Origin of the sequence: Roseateles sp. DB2, assembly GCF_051857535.1 — a bacterium.
In the GTDB taxonomy this organism is placed as follows: Bacteria; Pseudomonadota; Gammaproteobacteria; order Burkholderiales; family Burkholderiaceae_C; genus Roseateles_B.
On the sequence record NZ_JBPZGY010000010.1, the window covers coordinates 88750 to 105253 of the forward strand.

A 16504-nucleotide genomic window follows, 5' to 3' on the forward strand; every position below is an offset into this window, starting at 1 on the left:
GGCTTGCGCCGTCGGAACCACGGGGGCGGATCATCGGGCCCCGTGCAGGGCAAAACGGGACCTTGGACGGGTGCCGTTTTGCTTTCCGGGAGTGGCGTGTGTTCGGCGGACAGATCGCCCGCGGGCTTGCGCCGTCGGAACCACGGAGGCGGATCATCGGGCCCCGTGTAGGGCAAAACGGGACCTTGGACGGGTGCCGTTTTGCTTTCCGGGAGTGGCGTGTGTTCGGCGGACGGATCGCCCGCGGGCTTTGCGCCGTCAGGACCACGGAGGCGGATCCTCGGGCTCCGCGCTGGGCAAAAGGGGTCCTTGGATGGTTCCCGTTTTGCCTTCAAGGCTTGTCGCGCGCTCAGCCGGGAGGCTCACCTTCAGGCTTGCGGTAGGCACCGTCAACCCCAGGGGCCTGCTGCAGGCGAGCCAGGGCAGCATCAAGGTCGCCGGAGCCTGAATGACTGAGGGTGTACCAGCCTTCCAGCGTGGGGTCGGTACTGCCCGGATGCATGGGACTCGCGTCCAGGCCCAGTTGCTTCAGCAAGGAATGCAGCGGGGCCAAGGCAGCGCCCGGCTGCAGCAGAAGGACGGCTTGTGCCGGTGTGTCCATACAAGTCTCCTGAATCGTCAATGGCACAGCATCGGTGCCGCATCCCCCGAAAGAGCCCCCTAGCCTTGGGGCCCCTCCCCGCGAATGCCGGGCCTATGCCTTAGGGGTTTGGGTCCTGGGCGTCCTCAAGCTTAAGGACTGAAGGGACTTGAGAGCAGCCTCACTGCTTTTGACACTGAGCCTATGCCGGCGCCTGCCGGTCTACAAGGAGGCTCAATGAAAGACACCTACTCCGCCCCCGAGATCATCGTGGTGGCCAAGACATCCGCCGCGCTGCGATCCCCCAAGGGCATGCCCGCAGTCAGTGCCGGGCCGGGCGCCAAGGTCAGCGGGCTCAACAGCCTGCTCAAGAGCAGCAAGCTCAGCCTGGAGCCTCTGTTCGGCGACAACGAGGCCGCCGTCCGCGCGGTCATGAGCGAGCCCATGATGAAGCACGCTGGCGGCGAGACGCCCGACCCAGGCAGCTACTACGTGGTCAGCGGCGAGGTGAAGAACCCGAAGAAGCTCATCGCCGACCTGCTGAACGAAGAAACCATCGAAGGCGCCTACCTCAAGCCAGGCGGCGAGCCGCCGGTCTATCGCGAGGAAGGCGAGGCAGACGGCATGCCCGCGCCCACGGACGGTGCCCCTGCGCCCACGCCCGACTTCAATGCACGGCAGATCTACCTTGGCGCCGCGCCAGCCGGCATCGACGCCCGCTTCGCCTGGACCAAGCCCGGCGGTCGCGGCGACGGCGGCCGCGTCATTGACCTCGAATGGGGTTGGAACTTCAGCCACGAGGACCTGCTGGCCAATTCCGGCGGCCTGCTGGACGGCACCAACTCAAGCAACAACCACCATGGCACCGCCGTGCTTGGGGAGATCGGCGGGGACCACAACAGCCTGGGCGTCATGGGCATTGCCCCCAATGCCAAGCTCTCCACCATTTCTTTCGTGACCAACCCCTCCGCCGCCGCCATCCGCAAGGCAGCCGACCGCCTGGGGCCGGGTGACATCATCCTGCTGGAGATCCACCGGGCGGGGCCGCGCCACAACTTCCAGGCCCGCGACGACCAACTCGGCTACATCGGCATCGAATGGTGGCCCGATGACTTCGCCGCTATCCTCTATGCCACCTCCAAGGGCATCCTGGTGGTAGAGGCGGCCGGCAACGGCGCGGAGAACCTGGATGACGCGCTCTACAGCGTGCGTCCCAATGGCTTCCCGCAGAGCTGGCGCAATCCCTTCAACCGCAACAACCCGCAGTGTGGCGCCATCCTGGTCGGGGCCGGTGCTCCGCCCCCGGGGACCCATGGCCGCAACCATGGCGCCGACCGCTCACGCCTGGGCTTCTCCAACTACGGTTCGGCCGTCGACTGCCAGGGCTGGGGCCGCGAGGTGACCACGACCGGCTATGGCGACCTGCAGAACAACAGCAGCAATACCCAGTACACCGATACCTTCTCAGGAACCTCCAGTGCCTCGCCCATCGTCGTGGGCGCCCTGGGCTGCGCCCAGGGTTGGCTGCGCGCCGCCGGCAAGCCCCTGATGACGCCCGCCAGCGCACGCCAGATGCTGCGCAACACCGGATCCCCCCAGCAGGACGAACCCGGCCGCCCGGTCAGCCAGCGCATCGGCAAACGACCCAATCTGCGTGAGATCCACGGCAAGCTTTTCCCCAAGCCCATCCTCAAGGAGACGCTCAAGGAGATCAAGGACAAGGACCTGAAGGAAAAGGACCTCAAGGACCACCTCAAGGACCACAAGGAGAAGGACAAGGACATCAAGGAAATCAAGGACAAGGACCTCAAGGACAAGGACATCAAGGAAATCAAGGAGAAGGATCTCAAGGACGTCAAGGAGATCGAGAAGCCCATCAAGGAGAAGGACAAGGACAAGGATGTCTTCGAAGGCGGCTTTGACGGCGGTGTGATCCGCACGCCTGCGGAAGCCAGCGGCAGCGAGGCACGCCTGGCAGCCCTGGAAGCCACGGTGCAGAGCCTGGCCCAGATGCTTCAGCTGCAAGGCCTGGGCAGCCAGGAGCACTTCATTCCTGAATCCCTGCGGCCCCTGGTGGGCGGTGGAACGGACGATGGCAGCCAGGACCAGTGAGGACGCCCCTGCCGCCGCAGACATGCCGAGCGATGCGCCACTGTGGCTGCTGCTGCACGAGCTGGACGATGCCAGCGCCGAGCCCCTGCGGCGCTGCCTGGCACCGGCCGCCCTCGCGCTGGGCGGCCAGCTGCTGTGCGTACCTGCCCCCGCACTGCTGCAGGCGAGGCGATGGTCGCTGCGCATGGACAGCGCGGGCCGGACCCAGACCTCGCTGCAGCTGGGTCCGCACTGCATCGAGGGCCCTCGCGTGCGCGCAGTGCTGAATCGCCTGGCCTCACCGCAGTTGGCGGGACGCCATGCGGATGCGGACTACCAGCAGCAGGAATGGCAGGCCATCCTGTCCTTCTGGTTGGCCAGTCTGCCCTGCCCGGTCCTCAACGCCGCGCATCCCACCGGGCTCAGCGGACCGCAGGCCTCGCCGAGCTGGTGGCGTCTGCAAGCCAGTCGCGCCGGCTTGCCCGCCCGGCCCGAGGATGGGCGCATGCCGGCACGACAGGAGCAGCGGCGCCTTCTGGTGATGGGCCGGCGCTGCCTGCCTGATGCTCAGGACCGCGCAGGCGCCGACCCCGACCTGCGCCTGTGGATGGAGGCTCTGCCAGCCTTTGCAGCAAGGCTGGGCCTGGCCATGCTGGAAGTACGACTGTGCCGGGACAACGGCAGCGGCTGGGTGCTGGACCATGCCGATCCCCGGCCAGACCTGCGCCAGTTGGACGCCCCCATGCAATCCGCTCTGCTGGCCTGCATGGGACTGGCCCCCGACTACAGGGGTCAGTCCTTGCCAGCCTCGTCAGGTGCCGAGGCCGGCGCCTGGCTGCACCCGCCACCCACCCTGCCTGCCCAGGAGTTGCACCCATGAGCCACGACCACGTGCTGATCATCGGTTCCGACAGTCCTTGCGAACTGCTGGCACGCTCGCTGCGGCACCAGGGCGTCCAGCCTCTGTGGCTGCGACCAGCCGCCGAGGCGCAACAGCTGCCCGCTCACGCCCTCGTCGCCGGACGGTTGAGGGGGCACTTCGTCCATGAGGGTCAAGCCCATGCGCTTGACACCGTCCAGGGCCTGTACCTGCGCCCCTTTGGCCGTCCGGCCAACGACAGCGAGGCCGCATGCCGGCAGTACCTTCAGTGGTGCCAGGCCTGGACCGAGCTGGGTGAGCTGTTCCAGGGCATGGTGGTCAACCGCGTCTCAGCAATGGGCTCCAATGCCTCCAAGCCCTTCCAGCTGCGCCTGCTCGCGGAGCTGGGCTTCGCGGTACCGCCCAGCCTGGTCAGCAACGACCCGGCAGAGGTACTGGCCTTCGAGGCAGCGCAGGGGCCGCTGATCTACAAGTCCGCCAGCGGGGTGCGCTCCATCGTTCGAGAGCTGGATGCGCAGGCCAGGTCCCGGCTGGACCGTCTGAGGCACTGCCCCACGCTCTTCCAGAAGCGGCTACGCGGCAGCAATGTACGGGTGCATGTGGTGGGCCAGGAGGTCCATGCCACCGAGATCGACGCGGACGTGGTCGACTATCGCTACGCGTCGCGCCAGGGCGGGGACGCCCACCTGAGGCCTACCACGCTGGAGCCCCGCACGCACGAGCGCTGCCTGCGGGCTTCCCAGGTACTGGGCCTGCCCTTCGTGGGCCTGGACCTGATGCTGGCGGATGATGGGCAGACTTACTGCTTCGAAGCCAACCCCAGCCCCGGATACAGCTTCTTCGAGGACGCCACCGGGCAGGACATTTCCGGCTCTCTGGCCCGTCTGCTGCGCGGCGCTGAGCCCCTGCATTGAGGCGCCCCTCGTGGTACACCCCGGCGGCAGCGCCCCCTGCAACAGGCCGCCGGCATTCACGGCCGGGCAATCACTACCGGGCGTTCACTCCCCAGCTCGCGACAGGCTCAGTGCCGTACCGCCTCACGCAGCACGCCCAGCACCTCGGAGTGGAACTCCCGCTGGTAGAGGATGTAGATCACGCCCACCGTCGCGGCCAACATGGCCCAGGGCGAGAAGAACCAGGCAATGGCGGCAAAGGCCAGGTAGTAGGCCCGCAGGCCATCGTTGAAGGTCTCGGCAGCCATGCCGACCACGCGGCCCGCCCGGTCCGCGAAGGCATCGCGGTCCAGCCCCTCGCTGAGGTACTGCTCGGACTCCGGCGCCGAAGCCACGAGCAGCGCGCCGAAGGTGTACTGGCGCATGCTCCACGTGAAGCGGAAAAAGGCGTAGATGAAGATGGCCGTCAGCAGCACCAGCTTCAGGTCGAAGACCAGATTGCTGGTGGTAGCGGCAAAGGGCAGCTCCTTGACCAGCTCGCTGGCCTTGTCGCTGGCCCCCAGGGCCGCCAGCAGGCCGCCCAGGATCAGGATGGTGGTCGAGGCGAAGAAGGAGGGGCTGGAGGCCAGGCTCTGCACCACCACACCGTCGATCACCCGCACCTCACGGTAGGTGACCTGCATCATCCAACGACGCCTGACCTGGTTGGTGATGGCCAGCAGCGAGCCCTTCTGCTGGGCCCTGCGCTTGGCGAACTGGGCATAGCCCACCCAGGCCACGAAGAAGCCGACGAGTGCCAGCCAGTCGGCCAGGGGTAGCAGGCCCAGATGCGAGAACAGCTTGTGCATGGCGGCAGTGTAGCGAGGGCTCAACAGGCTGGGCTGGCACCCAGCCGGCCATTCAAGGCGCCAGGTCGAAGACCAGCACCTCGGCGTCCTCGCCCTCGGCCAGATGCAACTGCGCAGCGTCCTTCAGCTGCAGGGCATCGCCGGCGGCCAGACGCTGGCCATTGGCGCTGAGCTTGCCGCGGATCAGGTGCACATAGGTCAGTCGGCCAGCGGGCAGGGGCAGGATCTCGCTTTCCGCACCATCGAACAGGCCGGCATAGACCCGGGCGTTGGCGTGGATCATCACGGCATCCGCCGCGCTGGCCTCGCCGGCCGGAGCTGCGATCAGGGTCAGGCGACCGCGCTTGCGCTGCGCTTCGATGTGCTTCTGCTCGTAGCCCGGCGCCACGCCGCGCTGGTTCGGCTGGATCCAGATCTGCAGGAAGTGGGTGGCCCGGTCCTTGGCGTGGTTGAACTCGCTGTGCAGCACGCCAGTGCCGGCACTCATGCGCTGCACATCGCCGGGGCGGATCACGCCCTCATTGGCGGCGCCGGCATCGCCGTTGCCCATGCTGTCGCGGTGAGCCAGCTCGCCGTCCAGGACATAGCTGATGATCTCCATGTCGCGATGGCCATGGGTGCCGAAGCCGGTGCCTGGGGCGATGCGGTCCTCGTTGATCACCCGCAGCGCACCGAAACCCATGCGGGCCGGATCGTAGTAATCGGCAAAGGAAAAGCTGTGGAAGCTCTTCAGCCAGCCGTGGTCGGCATAGCCTCGGTCGCAGGAACGGATCAGCTGGGTCTGGGACATGGTGCGGTTTCTCCTGGCCTCACTTTACGGATCCCTGCCCCTGCCTGGGGCGAGCAAGCTTGAAGCCATCATTCAAATAAGATGAAGCCATGTCGCAGAAAGAACCCGCCAGCCCCTATGCCCTTGGCACGCTGTCCTTGGAGGCCCACCAGACCAGCCGGCGGGTGCTGACACCCGAGGCGCTGTCCATGATGGACTGCATCGCGCGCACCGGCAGCTTCGCCGCCGCCGCGCGCGAAATGGGCAAGGTGCCCTCCGCCCTGACCTACAGCGTGCGCCAGCTGGAAGAGGCCCTGGATGTACTGCTCTTCGACCGCAGCTCGCGCCAGGCTGTGCTGACGGCCGCGGGCCATGAGTTGCTGGCCGAGGGTCGACGCCTGCTCCAGGAAATGGATGCCGTGGCTAACCGCGTGCGCCGCGTGGCCACGGGCTGGGAAAGCACGCTGACGGTGGCCATCGACGACGCCATTGCTCGCCGGGCGGTCTACGACCTCATGGAAGCCTTCTTCCAGCTGCGCGAGAATGGCCAGCCCCCACCCACCCGGTTGAAGCTTCGCACCGAGGTGCTGGCCGGTACCTGGGAGGCCCTGAGCTCGGGCCAGGCCGATCTCGCGATCGGGACCACCACCCAACCCCCAGGCAGCAGCTTCCACTGCGAGCCCATGGGCGAGATGGAGATGATCTTCGTCGTGGCGCCGCATCACCCGCTGGCCGACCATGACGGTCCTCTGGACCCAGGCACCATCGCCCAGCACCGCATCATCGCGGTGGCCGATACCGCCCGCCAACTGCTGCCCATGACCGTGGGCGTCATGCCAGGCCAGGAGGTGCTGACCATGCCCTCCATGGCCGCCAAGCTGGAGGCCCTGCTGCGCGGCCTGGGCTGCGGCTCCCTGCCCCGCTCCATGGTTCGACGCCACGTGGAGGCCGGTCGGCTGGTCCACAAGGCCTATGCCCAGGTGCGTCCGCCTGTGCCCTTGAACTACGCCTGGCGCGCTGGCCCGCAGCCAGCGCGAGCGCTGGCCTGGTGGCTGCAGCAGCTACGCAGTCCGGTCACACGGCTGGCCCTGCTCGAGCAGCATGAAGGTTTGCTGCTGTGAGCCTGCGCACTGGAGCTTGCCGTGTCTACCGCGGCCGTTTCGCACCGTCGCCGACCGGCCTGCTGCATGCGGGCTCCCTTGTGGCTGCACTGGCCAGTTGGCTGGACGCGCGCGCCCATGGCGGGCAATGGCTGGTACGCATCGAGGACCACGACCAGGGGCGCTGCGTCAGCGGCGCCGGTCAGGCCATCCTGGGCCAGCTGCAGGCGCTGGGACTGCAAGCTGACGAAGCCCCGAGCTGGCAGTCACAACGGCAGGCGCTGTACACCGACGCCCTGCAGCGGCTGGTCGAAAGCGGCTGGGCCTATGGCTGCGACTGCACGCGCAAGTCCATTGCAGACGCCCTGGCCGCACAGGCGCTGGAGAAGCCAAGGCATGGCGAGCTGGTCTATCCCGGCACCTGCCGGCAGCGCCATCTGCTCCCGTCGCAGGCGCGGGCGTGGCGCCTGCGCAGTAGCGCTGACCTCAGCGGGACGCAAGACCTGACCCTCAGTTGGCAGGACCGCCGTCTGGGCGCTCAGCAGCAGAACGTCACCCAGGCCGTGGGAGACTTTGTGCTGCGGCGTGCCGATGGGCTCTGGGCCTACCAGCTCTGTGTGGTGGTGGACGATGCCGAGCAGGGCATCACAGACGTTGTCCGCGGCGAGGACCTTGCGGACAACACGCCGCGCCAGATCCGTCTCCAGCAGCTCCTGGGCCTGCCCGGCTTGCGCTACCTGCACACGCCGCTGGTGATGGGCCCCAACGGCGAAAAGCTCTCCAAGCAGAACGGCGCAAGAGCGCTGGAGCTGGAGGATCCGCTGATGGCTCTGCAGCGTGCAGGCGCGCTCCTGGGGCTGCCTCGACTGCCGGGCACCACGACGGCTGACTGGCTCGCCGCCGCAGTGACTGCCTGGACCGAACTGCAGCTGCGCAGGCCCGGCGGCGCACCTCTTTGATGGCATGATCCCGGGATTCGCATTTCTCCCACGAGGCAATATCCATGATCACCACCTCCACCGGCCTGCAGTACGAAGACACCCAGGTCGGCGACGGCGCCGAAGCCAAGTCCGGCCATGACGTGCGCGTGCACTACACCGGCTGGCTCTACCAGGACGGCGTGAAGGGCGCCAAGTTCGATTCCAGCAAGGACCGCGGCCAGCCCTTCGAGTTCGAGCTCGACGGCGGCATGGTGATCAAGGGCTGGGATGAAGGCGTGCAGGGCATGAAGATTGGCGGCACCCGCGTTCTGGTGATTCCGCCGCAGCTGGGTTATGGCGCCCGCGGCGCCGGCGGCGTGATCCCGCCCAATGCCACGCTGATGTTCGAGGTAGAGCTCTTGGGCCTGTCCGGCGGCTCAGAGCCCCTGGACTTGACACTGCAGACCACCGCCAGCGGTCTGCAGTTCGAAGACGTGATCGTGGGTGACGGCAGCGAGGCCGTCTCCGGCAAGCGTGTCACCGTGCACTACACCGGTTGGCTCTACAAGAACGGCCAGCGCGGCAAGAAGTTCGACTCCAGCAAGGACCGCAACGACCCGTTCAAGTTCCACCTGGACGCCGGTCAGGTGATCAAGGGCTGGGACGAAGGCGTGCAGGGCATGAAGGTCGGCGGCAAGCGCATGCTGGTGATCCCCTCGGACCTGGGCTACGGCCCCTACGGCGCAGGCGGCGTGATTCCGCCCAATGCGACGCTGCTGTTCGAAGTGGAGCTGCTGGCCGTCTGAAGCCCTGGTCAAGCCGGGCTCAGGCAGCGTCCTGGGCCGTGTCGACCGCGCCTGCGCCCGCCCTGTGCGGGCGCAGGCGTTTCAGCAGGAACTTGGGCAAGCGCTTGAGCGCACGGCCACCGAAATGCCGCAGCGCGGGCATCCATGCCTCGGGACACCGCAGGTCCAGGGCCAGCAGCCCCACGAACTCACGCCGTTCGCTGACCCAGTCGCGCTTGTAGGGTTCGGAGCCATTGAGGTAATCGATGAGATGCACCTCGCCGCTGTCCAGGGCATCCTGGAACAAGGCGGCCGACAGCACCGTTCCCACGCCCAGCTTTGCTGCGCTGTCACGGTAGGCCAGCTTGTAGATGCTGGCCACACCCTCGTGCACCCACCACAGCTGGGCCGCCTGCGCCACGCCCTGCAGGCGGAGCACGCCCAGGCGCAGGCGCCCGTCGGCCGCCAACAGACGGATCAGCTCGCGGATGAATTCCGGCCGGGCCTCACCCAGCTTCCAGCTGTCCTGGTAAACCGACTCGAAATCCTGCAGCGCCTGCTCCAGCGCCGGGCCGGGCATTCTCACGATCTCTATGCTCAGCGCGTGCTCGGCAAGCAGGCGTTTGCGGGCCCGGCGCTCCGTGTTGCGCAGCTTCGTGGGGCGCGCAGCCCAATAGGCCTCGAAGCCCAGGCCTTCGCAGGGCAGCACCCAGTTCTCGAAACAGTGGTAGAGGTCAGTGCAATAGCCCGCTGACTTCAGCCCGCTCTGCAGCAGGCGCAAGACGGCGCTCCCGGCCTCCAGGGGCTGCAGGCTCAGCACCGCGCCTTGAGGATCCGCCCGCAATTGCCGCCCCAGAGACGCGGCAGCGCTCACGGCCTCGGATGAGTCCCAAGGGGGGGACAGCGCATCCGCCAGCGGCCCGAAGCGGGGGCTGTAGTAGTTGCCCAGCGCCGTGAGCCGTGCCCCCGCTGGCGCAACGGGGCCGGCGTGCCGGCACAACCACAGTGACAGCTGCCTCCCCGGCCCGGCTTCGGCGCTGAACAGGACGGGCTCGCCCTCCCCCCCCAGACCACGGGAGGCCATGAGGCGAAACCAGGGCTCGGTTTGGAACAAGGACATCAGAGAATCAGAGGTTGTAGCCGGCTGCCATCAGCCGCATCGCTGTGCCTGCTTGTTGTCGGGGCACGGGCGCCTTCACCAGATCGCAATGCCATCATCGCCCCGTCCATGTCCATGAAAGCCCGACGACTGTCCCTCATTGCTGCGGCGCTGCTGCTGCTCGTGCTCATTGTCTCGTTCAAGCTGGTCTATGCGGACCTGGATAGGCTGGGCGGCACGCCCTGGACCTCCAAGCGCGGCAACGACTACGCACGCTACCTGCTCAAGCGCCTGGAAGGCCACCCGAAGCTGGAGGCGGTCTTCCAGCCCATGCTGCTGGGCTGGCAATCATGGCTGGAACCGGAGGTGGACCTGAGCCAGCATCCGGACCACGGACGTGGCGCACGCGCTGAAAGCGCCCGCAGTGTAAGACAGCAGGCCCTGGCCGCGCGCGGCAAGATCGACGAGAACCTGGGCCGGCGCATCCGCAGCGTGGACAGCCCGGCCGCCCTGGAGCTCAGCCTGCAGGAGGCCCGCGCGGGCGATGTCATCGAGCTGGCTGACGGCCGCTACCCCATCACCCGATCACTGTGGACACGTGCCTCGGGCACGGCCGAGCAGCCCATCACGCTGCGCGCAGCCCATCCGCGCGGCGCGGTGCTGGTCGTGCAGACCGCCATCCTGTTCGAGGTCACGGAACCCCACTGGCATTTCGAGGACCTGGACATCGAAGGTCACTGCCGCCCGCCCGGCTGCGAGCACGCCCTTCATGTAACGGGCAAGGCCAGCCACTTCCGGGCCGAAAACAATGTCATCAGTGACTTCGATTCGCACATCAAGGTAAACGGCAGCAAGGGGCTGTTCCCCGACCACGGCCGCCTCACGCACAACACGCTGCGCAATCAAGGAGACCGCGTGAGCGCAAGACCTGCCAACCCGGTCGACATCGTGGCGGCCAGCCACTGGGTGGTCGACGAAAACATCGTGCGTCACTTCGTGCACCCCGATGACAAGACCAGCAGCTACGGCATTTTCATGAAGGGCGGCGGCAGCGGCGGGCGCATCGAACGAAATCTGGTCATCTGCGCTGCCCAGGGCGTCTCCGCGCGCGGCACGCGACTGGGAATTTCCTTCGGCGGTGGCCTGACAGGCCCCAGCTACTGCCGGGACCAGCTCTGCCGCACCGAGCATGAGAACGGTCTTGCACGTGCCAATATCGTGGCCAACTGCAACGACGCCGGCCTCGACATCAATCACTCCACCAGCATCACGCTGGAGGGCAATGTGCTGGTCAACACCGCCGGCATCAATGTGCGCGGCGTCAGCCCGGCGGCTCGGCTGATCAGCAACCAGGGCGACGGCTCTGTGCGCACCTTCGCCAACAAGGACGTCAGCAGCGATGGCCTGGGCCCTGCGCCGCTGGACTCCCAACTGAGAATCAAGCCCTGAGTCCGCCACGCCGGGGCGCGAGCCCCGGGCTGTGACGTCGCCCCATCAGCTCGGCGTCCTGGCCGCGCGCTGCCCAGGTGCTCAGCCCCGCAGGGGCGCATCATTGCTGCGGGCATCAATGGAGATCATCAGCTGCGCCAGCTGCCAGGCTCCATGCTGGCGGGAGGTGTGCGACACCGTCTCCAGCGCGCGCACCGGCTGGCGGTAGGCCTCCGGATCTGCCACGAAGGCATCGTAGGACTGCAGCAGGGCCGCCTCGATGGCCTGTTCGTCCAGCACGTCGGCATTGCGCACGCCCTCGAACTGCGACAGGCGCTGCGCGGTGATGCCCTCGCAGTCCACCAGGGCCAGGATGGGACGCAGCGCACGCAGGTACTCGTAGATCTTGGCCGGAATCTGGTTGTTGAAGGCTGAGCCCTGGAACACCAGCAGCAGGTCCGCGCCCATCATCTCCTGCAGGGCCTGGCGGTATGGCACGGGGCCGGCCACGTCGACCATGTCCTCCACGCCGAACTTCTGGGCCAGCTCGCGGATGGCCTGATCGGCGCCGGGTGCACGGAAGCGCACGCACAGCCGCGAGGCCTCGATGCGACCGCTGTCACGCAGGCGGGCCATCACCCGGAACAGATTGCTGGGATCGCGCTCCTTGGGGTAGATGGCGCCGCTGTGCAGCATCAGCAGACGCTCTGGCGGCATGTCGATGCGCTGGGCCTCGGCGCCCACGAAGGACCCTTCGTCGTAGCCGTTCTCGATCACATGGACCCGGCCGCGGGCCTCGGGGTAGCGCCGCTCGAAGAGCTGGCGCGCCCCGTCGGTCGTCACGACGCAGCAAGTGGAGCGCCGCACAACCCATCCCTCCAGCCGCGGCAGCAGCCAGCGCTTGAGGCGGCTGGCGTCCCAGTCCTCGTGGTAGACGGGATCGCGGAACTCGGCGATCCAGGGGCGCCCCGTCCAGCGGGCCACCATGCCGCCGATCAGGTGGGCAGACAGGATGGGATAGGTGCTCCAGACCAGCTGTGCCTTGCGGCTGCGCACCAGGCGGATGCCGCGTCGCACGCCACCAAAGAACCAGCTGGACCAGCGGTCGGGCATCGCCAGCAGCTCAGGGTACTTGCCCCGGATGGACAGGTCACGCCGCACATCCAGCGCCAACGCACGCTCCAGGCGGATGTCCGGCGGCACCTGCGCCATGAGGTCGACGCTGGTGCGTTCGTAGGCGCTGGCACTGGCCGACAGCAGGCTGACGTCCCAGCCCGCCTCCGGCAGGACCTTGGCGAAATTGAGGCTGCGCAGCACACCACTGGAGCCAGCCTGTGGCGGGAAGTGAAAGGCCACCATCAAGGCGGCGTGGGGCCGTGCCGGGCGGGCCAGATCCGGCTCCGGCTGCCGCAGCAGATTGCCCAGGAGCTGAAAGGCGCGTGAGCTGGCCGTGGCCCCCCAAGGCGTGAAACGACGCAATTGCAGGAAACAGTTCTCCAGCGTGGCATAGCCCTTCTGCGTGCTCACCCCGCAGGCATAGCCGGCGCGGCGCACCATCTCCACATGGCGGCTGGTGTAGTCCTTGCCCGGCTCGCCATTGGGATACGCGAAGGGCATGCGCTGAGGACCGAGCACCGCCTCGATGTCGGCACGACTTTCGCGGATCTCCCGCTCGGCCTCGTCCTCGCTGCAGCAGGACAGGATGGGATGGTTGACCGAATGGGCGCCGATCTCCATGCCCATGGCCTGCAAGGCCTTCAGGTCCTCTGCGCCAAAGCAAGGCGGCCCGGCGTAGTCCGGCCCGCACAGGCGCTCCAGCTCGGCCATGGCCCCGCGGCGTTGGTCCTGGGGCTGGTACTTCAGCGCGGCGGTCACGAGCCGCACGGCATCAATGCGGCGTTCACGGCTGCTGACATCCAGCCCCGGCGTGGCGCCCGGGACGCCGGTCAGCATCTGCAGATCGGCAGGCAGATGGTGGATCGCATGCTCGATGCGCTCGTTCCACAAGGGCTGGCCGCGCAACTGCGCCGTGGTGATGAAGAAAGTGCCGCGCAGTCCTTGAGACTGCAACCAGGGCGCCACATGCTCGATCCAGCTCTTGTAGCCGTCATCGAAGGTCAGCACGACCGACGGTTCCTTCAGCAGGCCAGCGCGCAGCAAGTCCACGGCTTCGGTCAGCGCGAGGATGCGGAAGGAAGCGCGCAGCTCGCCGACCAGGTCCTTGAAGCGCTCGAAGGAGTACTCGTGCGGATCAAGCCGCTGAGCCTCGCAGGGCAGGCGATGGAAGGAAAGGATGGTCAGCTTGCCGCGGCCAAAGCTGCGTGTGAGAGATAGCATCATGGGCATGGCGCGGGCTCGGCTCAGGGCCGCAGCGCCGCCGTGGATTTCCGGGGATTGACCTGCTGGCGCACATGGCGGCGCACACAGTCCGCCAGCGCCACCAGCATGTAGTGGAAGTCGTAGAAGGCGGCGCTCAAGGCAGCACCGGTGATCAGGAAGATGAACATGGCACCGGCCAGCGCATTGACCATGTCGGCCGCCCAGAGCAGATCGTCGCGCCCGGACTTCTTCACCAGGCTCTGCACCTCGCCTCGCGCACTGAAGGTGGTCCACATCAGGGCCACGAAGATGAGCAGGCCTACGAAGCCCATGTCACCCAGCACCTCGAAGTAGATGCTGTGGGCGGCCGCCGGGTAGTTCACGTTGGGCGTCTCGACAAAGCCAAGCAGGCCCTGCTTGTAGCGGAACTGCTCGAAGATCACCGGCGCCTGCACGGCACGGAAGCCGCCGCCGAAGACCGGGTTCTCCACGGCGATGGCACTGGCACGCTTCCAGGCGGTCACGCGCCCCATGAAGGAGGCATCCTCATTGGCCGATTGCAGCGTCTCCATGCGCTCGAACCAGCTTGCCGGGGCCGCCGCATAGATGGCCAGGCCGATGGCCAGGAAGATCATCAGGCCCTTGAACTTCTGCCGCCCCATCAGGACCATCCAGACCCCGAAGCAGACAAAGCCGATCAACCCCCCGCGCGACTTGGTGGCAATCACGGCCATGGCCACAAGGAACATGAAGCCCAGCAGGGCATATCGCCAGGCCCTGGACTTGCTGTACTGCCACAGGTAGAAGGCCAGCGGCACGGACAACAGGACCGACTGCGCGAAATGGTTGTTGTCCCCCAGCTTGGCATTGCCCAGCACGATGTGGGCGCCGCCGGAGGCCAGGAACTTCAGGCCCTCCACCACGCCGTGTCCGCCCAGGCCCAATGCCATGATGATCACCATGGCCACCAGGCGCGTCCGGTTGACGACCAGCAAAGGCATCAGCAGGCACAGCAGGATGTTCTTCAGCAGATTGGTCGCGATCTCCCAGTTCCGCTCAATGCCGCCGTAGGCGAGACTGGCCACGAACAGGGCATGCAGCGAGAACAACAGGAACAGGATCTGCGGCCCGCCCAGCTCCCAGGGCCCGACGATCTGCTTGCGCTGCGTCATCATCAGCACCAACGTCGAGATGGCGAAGAGCATCACGTAGGGCACGCCTGCCATGAAACCGTACATGTAGAAGCCCAGGGCCGAAAGATTCGCCCAGGACCACATCAGCAAGGATGCGAAGGCGCTGCGGACCACCAGCGGCGCCAGCCCCATCATGAAGAGCAGGGTGATGATGTCACGCATGCGGCCCCCTCCCCTCGCTGGAGCGCGCCCCGGCAGCAGGCTTGGGATGCGGGGGGGGAGTCATCCGGGGCCCCTGTGGGGGTTTGGGTGCCTTGGGCACTTTGGGCGCCTTGCCTCCCAGGCGGATGTCGAACCAGCCCAGTTCCTCATCATCCAGTCTGCCGCGTGCCTTGGACATGGTGCGCAAGAGCCAGCCCACGCAAAGCAGCTGCGCAAAGATGACCAGATACTCCTTCATTGCACGACCTGCCCTTTCCGGCTGGCAAACAGGCGCTCATAACGGGCCAGCATGGCCTGCAGAGAGTAGGCGTTCATGGCCCTCTCACGCGCGGCTTCCTGCTGGGCCTGACGCGCAACGGGATCCAGCCGCTGTGCCAGGGCTTGCCGCAGCCCCTGGGTCAGCGCCATTGTGTCCGAGGGAGGCACCAGATGGCCGGCTGAGCCTTGGCCCAGCACGGCGGCATTGCCGCCCACGGTCGTCGCGACAATGCCCATGCCCGTTGCCAAGGCCTCCTGCAGCGCGCAGGAGGTGCCCTCGGTCACCGAGTTCAGCACGAAGACATCCAGCGCGCGCAGCACGGCCGGCACGTCCTGCCGCTGACCGGCGAAGTACACGCGGTCCTGCAGGCCCAGCTGTGCCACCTGCTCGCCCAACGCCTGGCGCAAGGGACCTTCGCCCACCAGCACAAGGCGGGCACGACGGCAGGCCTCCTCGCCCAGCGCCTGCAGCCGGGCGAAGGCGTCGATCAGCCGTGCCTGGTCCTTGACCGGGTCCAGCCGCCCGACAGTGCCTACAAGCAGATGCTCCCCACGCTGGAAAGGCAGGCCGGCGGGCCAGGCGTCGCTGGTCTGCATCGGGCGGAAGCGCGCTGTGTCCACGCCGTTGGTGATGAGCTGTATGCGCGCAGGCGGCACCTGGATGATGTCGCGGAGGTAGTCCCGCACCTGGTCTGAAACGGCCACGAAGTCCTGCACGAAAGGCGCCATCAGGCGCCTGTTGCGGCGGTTCTTGAGATTGCTGCCACCCGGATCGCTGACGTCCCAGCCGTGCTCGGCATGGATGCGGCGCGGCACAGCGGCCAGGGCCGCCATGGGCAGGAAATCCATCGCGGCCAGATTGCAGCTGTGCAGCACGTCCGGCGCCTGCTCACGGAAAAGGCGCCAGGCCCTCGGCCAGTAAGGCAAGGGACCGCCGGGCTGCTTGTCCAGGGCGATGCACTGCACGTCCGGCGTCTCGATGCGGCTGCGGTAGACAGGGTCGACCTCGGTGAGCGCGACCAGGGTGTGGCGAAAACGATCCCGCGGCAGGCCATTGATCAGCTGGGTGACGACATTCTCCAGGCCACCGCTGGAGAAGCGGTAGACCAGGTGCATGACGTGCAGACGGGAATCGGTCTTCATGAACGGGCGAGGAAGCCTGGGGCGGTGAGAAAGCCG

14 protein-coding genes and 1 pseudogene are annotated in these 16504 nt (G+C 67.1%); 8 read left to right on the forward strand and 7 right to left on the reverse strand.

Going from position 1 to position 16504, the window contains the following annotated elements; translation table 11 throughout:
• Positions 1–349: 349 nt before the first annotated feature.
• Positions 350–601, reverse strand: coding sequence for a hypothetical protein (locus tag ACS5PK_RS15705; RefSeq protein ID WP_439441197.1), 252 nt, complete (start codon positions 599–601; stop codon positions 350–352).
• A 216-nt stretch (positions 602–817) separates the two neighbouring features.
• On the opposite strand from ACS5PK_RS15705, the gene ACS5PK_RS15710 reads away from it, so the two are divergent.
• Genes ACS5PK_RS15710 through ACS5PK_RS15720 form a run of 3 tightly spaced genes read left to right on the forward strand, consistent with a single transcriptional unit; the run spans position 818 to position 4465 of the window.
• A complete protein-coding gene (locus ACS5PK_RS15710) occupies positions 818–2692 on the forward strand; it encodes a S8 family peptidase (RefSeq protein ID WP_439441198.1) in 1875 nt (624 codons plus the stop codon).
• On the forward strand, positions 2673–3551 hold the full coding sequence (locus tag ACS5PK_RS15715) for a hypothetical protein (protein ID WP_439441199.1): 879 nt from the start codon (positions 2673–2675) through the stop codon (positions 3549–3551). Before ACS5PK_RS15710 ends, ACS5PK_RS15715 begins: the two co-directional genes overlap by 20 nt.
• Entirely contained in the window at positions 3548–4465 is a 918-nt protein-coding gene (locus ACS5PK_RS15720) for an ATP-grasp domain-containing protein (protein ID WP_439441200.1), read from the forward strand. The genes ACS5PK_RS15715 and ACS5PK_RS15720 overlap by 4 nt, the downstream gene beginning before the upstream one ends.
• A gap of 107 nt (positions 4466–4572) precedes the next feature.
• Here ACS5PK_RS15720 and ACS5PK_RS15725 read toward each other — a convergent pair whose 3' ends face one another.
• A complete protein-coding gene (locus ACS5PK_RS15725; RefSeq protein WP_439441201.1) occupies positions 4573–5292 on the reverse strand; it encodes a DUF599 domain-containing protein in 720 nt (239 codons plus the stop codon).
• A 52-nt stretch (positions 5293–5344) separates the two neighbouring features.
• A complete protein-coding gene (locus ACS5PK_RS15730) occupies positions 5345–6082 on the reverse strand; it encodes a pirin family protein (protein ID WP_439441202.1) in 738 nt (245 codons plus the stop codon).
• Between the two features lie 188 nt (positions 6083–6270).
• On the opposite strand from ACS5PK_RS15730, the gene ACS5PK_RS15735 reads away from it, so the two are divergent.
• The 4 genes and pseudogenes from ACS5PK_RS15735 to ACS5PK_RS15750 all read left to right on the forward strand — a co-directional run bounded on the left by ACS5PK_RS15735 (position 6271) and on the right by ACS5PK_RS15750 (position 8887).
• Positions 6271–7182 (forward strand): LysR family transcriptional regulator, encoded by a 912-nt coding sequence (locus tag ACS5PK_RS15735; protein WP_439441261.1) that lies wholly within the window; start codon positions 6271–6273, stop codon positions 7180–7182.
• Positions 7179–8120: a tRNA glutamyl-Q(34) synthetase GluQRS gene (gene gluQRS / locus ACS5PK_RS15740; RefSeq protein ID WP_439441203.1), complete on the forward strand. Its 942-nt coding sequence runs from the start codon at positions 7179–7181 to the stop codon at positions 8118–8120. Before ACS5PK_RS15735 ends, gluQRS begins: the two co-directional genes overlap by 4 nt.
• 44 nt (positions 8121–8164) lie before the next feature.
• Positions 8165–8509 (forward strand): annotated as a pseudogene (locus ACS5PK_RS15745) (FKBP-type peptidyl-prolyl cis-trans isomerase); the annotation flags it as partial.
• A 24-nt stretch (positions 8510–8533) separates the two neighbouring features.
• Positions 8534–8887, forward strand: coding sequence for an FKBP-type peptidyl-prolyl cis-trans isomerase (locus ACS5PK_RS15750; protein ID WP_439441262.1), 354 nt, complete (start codon positions 8534–8536; stop codon positions 8885–8887).
• Positions 8888–8906: 19 nt separating this feature from the next.
• Here the strand turns inward: ACS5PK_RS15750 and ACS5PK_RS15755 are convergent, their stop codons facing one another.
• Complete coding sequence (locus tag ACS5PK_RS15755; RefSeq protein WP_439441204.1) at positions 8907–9986, reverse strand: GNAT family N-acetyltransferase; 1080 nt, start codon at positions 9984–9986, stop codon at positions 8907–8909.
• Positions 9987–10100: 114 nt separating this feature from the next.
• On the opposite strand from ACS5PK_RS15755, the gene ACS5PK_RS15760 reads away from it, so the two are divergent.
• Positions 10101–11414 carry a hypothetical protein gene (locus tag ACS5PK_RS15760; protein WP_439441205.1) on the forward strand — a complete coding sequence of 438 codons (1314 nt, stop codon included), beginning with the start codon at positions 10101–10103 and terminating at the stop codon, positions 11412–11414.
• Between the two features lie 81 nt (positions 11415–11495).
• Here the strand turns inward: ACS5PK_RS15760 and ACS5PK_RS15765 are convergent, their stop codons facing one another.
• The 3 genes from ACS5PK_RS15765 to ACS5PK_RS15775 all read right to left on the reverse strand — a co-directional run bounded on the left by ACS5PK_RS15765 (position 11496) and on the right by ACS5PK_RS15775 (position 16468).
• Positions 11496–13733 (reverse strand): polysaccharide deacetylase family protein, encoded by a 2238-nt coding sequence (locus tag ACS5PK_RS15765; protein WP_439441206.1) that lies wholly within the window; start codon positions 13731–13733, stop codon positions 11496–11498.
• 20 nt (positions 13734–13753) lie between these two features.
• Positions 13754–15067 (reverse strand): putative O-glycosylation ligase, exosortase A system-associated, encoded by a 1314-nt coding sequence (locus ACS5PK_RS15770; protein ID WP_439441207.1) that lies wholly within the window; start codon positions 15065–15067, stop codon positions 13754–13756.
• 234 nt (positions 15068–15301) lie between these two features.
• Positions 15302–16468: a TIGR03088 family PEP-CTERM/XrtA system glycosyltransferase gene (locus ACS5PK_RS15775; protein ID WP_439441208.1), complete on the reverse strand. Its 1167-nt coding sequence runs from the start codon at positions 16466–16468 to the stop codon at positions 15302–15304.
• Positions 16469–16504 lie beyond the last annotated feature (36 nt).